Origin of the sequence: Streptomyces specialis (assembly GCF_001493375.1) — a bacterium.
In the GTDB taxonomy this organism is placed as follows: Bacteria; Actinomycetota; Actinomycetes; order Streptomycetales; family Streptomycetaceae; genus Streptomyces; species Streptomyces specialis.
In genome coordinates this window covers 537,483-543,609 of sequence record NZ_LN929894.1, presented here as the reverse complement: position 1 = coordinate 543,609, position 6,127 = coordinate 537,483, and the positions used below count along the sequence as shown (strand labels likewise).

Here is a 6,127-nt window from a genome sequence, read left to right as displayed (position 1 = left end):
CCCCTGGGCACGGGCCCCGGCGCCCCCGGCGGCGGCGGGGCGGGGTGGTGCTCATCGAGGGGTCAGCGACCGCGCAGGCGGCGGACGAGGATGCTCGCGTCGCCCCGGGACTCCAGGTCGGCCAGGACGACCGCGACGGCCTCCCGGACGATCCGCCCGCGGTCCACGGCCAGTCCGTGTTCGCCCCGCAGAACCAGCCGGGCGTGTTCGAGGTCCATCAGCTCCTCGGCGGAGACGTAGACCGTGATCTTCTCGTCGTGCCGTTCCCGCCCGCTCGGGCGGCGGGCCGCGCGGCTCTTGCGCGGGGCCGCCGGGGGGGTCTTGCCGCCGCCCGCCTGGGGCGCGGGCTCGCGCCTCGGCTGGGACGGCACGGGCGACTCGCGGCCCGCCCGTTCGGTCGCGCTCTGGAGCCTGGCCCGCCGTGCTTCCTCCTGGGAGCGGGACCGCTGCCCCGGTTCGGTCTCCTCCCCGGACCCGGTGGAGGGGCTCTGCTCGCCCGCCGGGGCGGGCACCCGCGCCGAGGTGTCGTCGGCCGCGGGCTCGGAGGGCGTCGAGGGCTGCACGGCGGCCCCCCCGGTGTTACGGAACAGTTCGTCGGCCGCCGGGAGACTCACTCGGCGTGGCACCGGGCGAGCACCTCCCTGGCGAGCTGGCGATAGGCGGCTGCCCCGACGGAGTTGGAGGCGTAGGTGGTGATGGGCTCGCCCGCGACCGTGGTCTCGGGGAAGCGGACGGTCCGGCCGATGACCGTGTGGTAGACGTTGTCGTCGAACGCCTCGACGACCCGGGCGAGCACCTCACGGCTGTGCACGGTGCGGGAGTCGTACATCGTCGCCAGGATGCCGTCCAGGCGCAGGTCGGGGTTGAGTCTCTCCTGCACCTTCTCGATCGTCTCGGTCAGCAGCGCGACGCCGCGCAGGGCGAAGAACTCGCACTCCAGCGGGACGATCACCTTGTGCGCGGCGGTGAGCGCGTTCACGGTGAGCAGACCCAGGGACGGCTGGCAGTCGATGATGATGAAGTCGTAGTCGTTCATCAGCGGCTGGAGAGCGCGCTGGAGGGTGGACTCGCGGGCCACCTCGCTGACCAACTGCACTTCCGCCGCCGACAGGTCGATGTTGCTCGGCAGCAGGTCCATGCCGGCGATCGCCGTCTTGAGCAGCACCTCGTCCGGGGCCATCCCCCGCTCCATGAGCAGGTTGTAGATGGTGAGGTCGAGCTCCATGGGGTTGACGCCGAGGCCGACCGACAGCGCGCCCTGCGGGTCGAAGTCGACCAGCAGCACACGGCGGCCGTACTCGGCGAGCGCCGCGCCCAGGTTGATGGTCGACGTCGTCTTGCCGACGCCGCCCTTCTGGTTGCACATGGCGATGATCTGCGCCGGGCCGCGCTCGGTCAGCGGGCCGGGGATCGGGAAGTACGGCAGCGGGCGGCCGGTGGGACCGATGCGCTCGCGGCGCTGCCGGGCCGCGTCGGGCGCGATGGTGGCCGCGTACTCGGGGTCGGGCTCGTACTCCGCGTCCGGGTCGTAGAACTGCCCGTCGGGGAGGTCCTCGTAGTCGGGAAGACGGTCGGCTTCGCCGGTCATCCGGTTTCCTGCCATGGTGGTGGCCTCGCGGCCGTCCGTGCTCTGATGCGCTGTCATGCTCGACTGGCTCTGGTGGGTTGCGTAGGAGTGGACAGCGACGGAGCCCATGCCCGTCACGCCCGGGGCGCTCTCGCCGCGCTCAGGGGCCCCTGGTTGTCCTCCCCCGGGAGTAATTGTCGACTCATTCACAAGTCGTCTTACCTCCTTGGGGACCAGGTAACTTCTTGACAGGGTCAGCTTGCACCATGCCGACGTTTGGCGACTCTATGGCGTGTCGGTGGTTCACAGCAACACAATCCGCCGGACCGGCACGGATGTGTCGGCCGTCGAACATGCGCTTGTCAAGGCCGCAGGGCTCGTCAGTGGGGCGATTCGCCGGTGCGCGAATCGGTTAAAAGGCTCTGTTCACGACGAGTTGGACCGTGCCGTGTCCGGCCGGGGCCGCCCCGGGGCCGGTGGGGGGCGCCGCGACGGGTCCGGCTTGGTGTGACATTCCCGATGTTGACGCCGGGAGTTGACCGTGGTGACGCCCCGGAAGGTCAGCCGAGCACCTCGGCCGGCTCGGCGTACGGCAGACCGTGCGCCTCCGCGACCGGACCGTACACGACCTGCCCGTCATGGACGTTGAGCCCGCGGGCCAGCGCCGGGTCCCGGCGGAGTGCCTCCCGCCAGCCGTGTCGGGCCAGCTCCACGATATACGGCAGGGTGGCGTTGGTCAGCGCCCGGGTCGAGGTGTTCGGCACGGCGCCGGGCATGTTCGCCACGCAGTAGAACACCGAGTCGTGGACACGGAACGTGGGTTCGGCGTGTGTCGTGGGACGCGAGTCGGCGAAGCAACCCCCCTGGTCGATCGCGATGTCGACAAGGACACTCCCCGGCTTCATGCGGGACACCAGCTCGTTGGTGACCAACTTGGGCGCCCGCGCGCCCGGCACCAGCACCGCCCCGATGACCAAGTCGGCGGCGAGGGCGGCCCGTTCGAGCTCGAATGTGTTGGAGCTGATGGTCTGCACGCGGGTGCCGAAGGCCCGTTCGGCCTCGCGGAGCCTGGTGATGTCCTTGTCCAGCAGCGTCACATGGAAGCCCATGCCGACGGCGATCTGCGTGGCGTTCCACCCGGAGACGCCCGCGCCGATCACGACCGCCCGGGCGGCGGGGGTGCCGGGCACGCCGCCGGGCAGCACACCGCGCCCGCCGGACGGGCGCATCAGGTGGTACGCGCCCACTTGCGGCGCGATGCGGCCGGCCACCTCGGACATGGGCGCCAGCAGCGGCAGCCCGCGGCCCGGCGCCTCCACGGTCTCGTAGGCGATGGCCGTGGTACCGGCCCGCAGCAGCGCGTGCGTGCACTCCGCCGAGGCGGCCAGGTGCAGGTAGGTGAAGAGGACCTGGTCCTTGCGCAGCCGGTGGAACTCCTCGGCGACCGGCTCCTTGACCTTCAGCAGCAGATCGGCGCGGGCCCACACCTCGTCGGCGCCGTCCAGGACGGCGGCGCCCGCCGCGGCGTACTCCTCGTCGGGGACGGCCGACCCGAGGCCGGCGCCGCGTTCCACGAACACCTCGTGGCCGCCGGTGACCAGCTCATGAGCGCCGGCCGGGGTGATGGCCACACGGAACTCGTTGTTCTTGACCTCGCGGGGGATGCCGACCTTCACGTCGCTCACGGTCCTTGCGTCACGGAACGGGACCCTTCCCATCCTAATGAAGGAACGACCGGGGCGCAGCCTTGCTTTCAGTCATTCCCCGCCGATGCTATCTGCGTTTCGTAACCGTATCCCTCTGTTGTCACAGAGGATTCCGCGTCCGGCCCGGCGAGCGCGAGCAGCCGTTCGGCGGACTGGCGGGGCACGGCGGCCACCGCGGCGCGGCCCAGCCGGTCCGCGCTCTCCGCCAGCCGCAGCCGCAGCGCCGCCTGGAGCCGCCGGTCGCCCGTCCGGTCGGCCAGCCGCAGCGCCTCGGCGCCGGTCCGCAGCGCCTCCTCGGCCCGCCCGGCGCACTCGTGCACCCACGCGGTCTCCACCAGCACCCCGGCGTACGCGGCGAGGTCCCCGCGCCTTCGGTGCGCCGCCCCGGCGGCCCGCCAGGCGCGCAGCGCCTCGGGCCACTGCCCGGCGTGCGTCAGGGCGGCACCGAGGCGGCCCTGGACGCGCGCCTGGGCCGCCACATCGCCGCGCGCGTGGGCCAGGGTCAGCGCCCGCCCGTACCAGTCGGCGGCGCGCTGCCAGTCGCGCAGTTCGCCGTACGTGCCGGCGATCGACTCCAACGCCCGGCCCACGGCGGGCTGTTCGGAGTCGCGTTCGCTCCTGGCCGCCTCCAGGGCCGTCCGGTAACGCTCCAGAGCCGCCGTCAGCCGGCCGGTGGCGGCATCGAGGTCGCCGAGGTTGAGCAGGGCGGCGGCGCGCTCCCGGGACAGACCCTGGCGGGTCGCCACGTCGAGGACCAGCTCGTGCAGCGCGTACAGCTCGGGCGCGGCGCCCTCGGCGCCCCGGTGGGCGATCAGCGCCCGGCTGAGGGCCGACACCAGGCGCCTGGCCAGCGTGTCGAGCCGGCCGTCGGCCACCACGAGGCGGGCGGAGGCCAGCAGCGCCGGCTGCCGGGAGGCGAGCCAGCGCGCGGCGGCGGCGCGGTCGGCGAACCGCAGCCAGGCGGGCAGCCCCGCCAGCCAGGCGCGGGCCGGGGAGCCCTGCGGCTCGGTGACGGCCTGGCAGGCGCGCAGCAGGCTGACGGTCCGCTCCAGCATGCGGGCCCGTGCCAGCAGCGCCTCCGACGGCTTCTCCAGCGCGTCCAGCAGCCCGCGCAGCAACGGGTCCAGGCAGCCGGGCACGAGGTAACGCCCCTCGCCCGCCGGGCCGTCGGGGCGCAGCAGCCCGAACGCGGCGAGGCCGGCGAGCGTGTCGCGGGCCGTGTCCACCGGGCAGCCGGCCAGGGCGGCGGCGGTGTGCGCGTCGACCAGCCCGGCGGGCGCCAGCGGCAGCAGCCGCAGCAGGCGGGCGGCCGGGGCGGGCAGCGACGGGTGGACGAGCGCCAGGGCGCGGCGCAGCGGCTCGTCGGCGGCGGCGGGCGCGGGGTGGCCGGTGAGGGCCGCGGGGGCGGGGTCCTCGGCGGCGGCCGGCATGCGGCGCACCGCGTCGGCGATGGCGGCCTCGGGGTGCGCGGCCAGCCAGCCGGAGGCCAGGGTGAGCGCGGCGGGCAGGCAGCCGCAGGCTTCGGCCAGGCTCTCGGCCGCGCCCGGGTCGACGGTGACGCGGACGTCGCCCGCGCCGCGCTCCAGCAGCGTGGCCGCGGCGACGCGGTCCAGGCCGCCGACCGTGCAGGGACGGACGTCGGGAACGCCGGTGAGCGGGCCGCGCGCGACGGCGAGCACCAGGCAGTGGCGGGTGTCGGGGATCAGGTCGAGGAGCTGCTCGGCGGTGCCCACGTCGTCCAGCAGCAGCACGGCCCGGCGCTCCTGGAGGGCCTCGCGCAGGACGTCCGTCAGCTCGTCGTCGTCCGCGCCGGGCGGGCCGTCGACGCCCAGCCCGGCCAGCAGGGCGCGGACGGTCCGCTCGGCGGGCGCGGGCTTGCCGTCCGGGTCGGTGAGCCGGGCGCGCAGCACCCCGTCCGGGTAGTCGCCGCCGGCGAGCAGTTCGGCGGCGAACTCCTCGGCCAGCGTGGTTCTTCCGGTGCCGGGCCGGCCGGCGACGAGCAGGACCCGGCCCCGGGCGGCCGGGCGGCCGGCCAGGGTGTCGAGTCCGGCGCGTTCGACGTCGGCACGGAGTATCGAGAGCTCCCGGTGGCGGCCGAGAAACCCGGGGCGCCTGGGCCCCGGGGTGACCGTCTGTTCCGTCACGTCCGTCACGGGGCGAGCGTAAGCCACGGCCCGGTGGGGCCGGCCCAGGACACGTCAGGACACGTCAGGGCTCGAACGGGCGGGCCGGCCAGGGGGCGTCGGCCGGGCGCAGGGCGTCGAACCCGTCGCCGGCGCGGGCGGCCTGGACGGCGAGCGAGGCGCTCACCACGTACGGATTGCACAGCCGTCCGGCGAGCACGCCGCGCACCAGGTCCTCGACGGGCACCCGCGCCAGCCGCATGTCGGCCTCCTCGTGCTCCACTGCGAACCGTTCGCCCTCGGCGTCGGACAGCCCGCGGGCGAGGAAGACGCGCGCGGCCTCGTCGGTGCCGCCGGGCGAGGTGAACAGGTCGATGAGGACCCGCCAGTCCTCGGCCTTGATGTGCGCCTCCTCGTACAGCTCGCGCCGGGCCGCGTGGAGCGGGTTCTCGCCGGGGACGTCGAGGAGCCCGGCGGGGATCTCCCACAGCTTGTGCCGCACGGGATGCCGGTACTGCTCGATGACGACGACGCGGTCGTGTTCGTCGAGGGCGAGGACGGCCACGGAGCCCGGGTGGACCTGGTAGTCGCGGCGGGCGGTGGAGCCGTCCGGCATCACCACGTCGTCGCTGCGGACGCTGGTCTTGCCGCCGGTCCACGGCGTGCTCGTGCCGGTGACGGTCCAGCTCTCGGGCGTGTCGGCGAGGAGGTCGCGCTGCTGGTCGCTCATG

At 74.5% G+C, this 6,127-nt stretch carries 5 protein-coding genes; all 5 read right to left on the bottom strand.

The annotated features are described in order from the left end of the window. Positions 1–62: 62 nt before the first annotated feature. The 5 genes from BN2279_RS14520 to BN2279_RS14500 all read right to left on the bottom strand — a co-directional run bounded on the left by BN2279_RS14520 (position 63) and on the right by BN2279_RS14500 (position 6,126). Positions 63–626, bottom strand: a complete 564-nt coding sequence (locus BN2279_RS14520; RefSeq protein ID WP_199827723.1) for a hypothetical protein — start codon at positions 624–626, stop codon at positions 63–65. Further along, positions 611–1,603 carry a ParA family protein gene (locus tag BN2279_RS14515; protein WP_059009712.1) on the bottom strand — a complete coding sequence of 331 codons (993 nt, stop codon included), beginning with the start codon at positions 1,601–1,603 and terminating at the stop codon, positions 611–613. The genes BN2279_RS14520 and BN2279_RS14515 overlap by 16 nt, the downstream gene beginning before the upstream one ends. A 524-nt stretch (positions 1,604–2,127) precedes the next feature. Then, on the bottom strand, positions 2,128–3,252 hold the full coding sequence (ald, locus tag BN2279_RS14510) for an alanine dehydrogenase (protein ID WP_079032155.1): 1,125 nt from the start codon (positions 3,250–3,252) through the stop codon (positions 2,128–2,130). A 68-nt stretch (positions 3,253–3,320) separates the two neighbouring features. After that, the gene (locus BN2279_RS14505; protein ID WP_407702251.1) at positions 3,321–5,417 is read right to left on the bottom strand and encodes a tetratricopeptide repeat protein; all 2,097 of its coding nucleotides are present in this window, start codon (positions 5,415–5,417) and stop codon (positions 3,321–3,323) included. Positions 5,418–5,481: 64 nt separating this feature from the next. Beyond that, positions 5,482–6,126: an NUDIX domain-containing protein gene (locus tag BN2279_RS14500; RefSeq protein ID WP_059009558.1), complete on the bottom strand. Its 645-nt coding sequence runs from the start codon at positions 6,124–6,126 to the stop codon at positions 5,482–5,484. Between the last annotated feature and the right edge of the window lies 1 nt (position 6,127).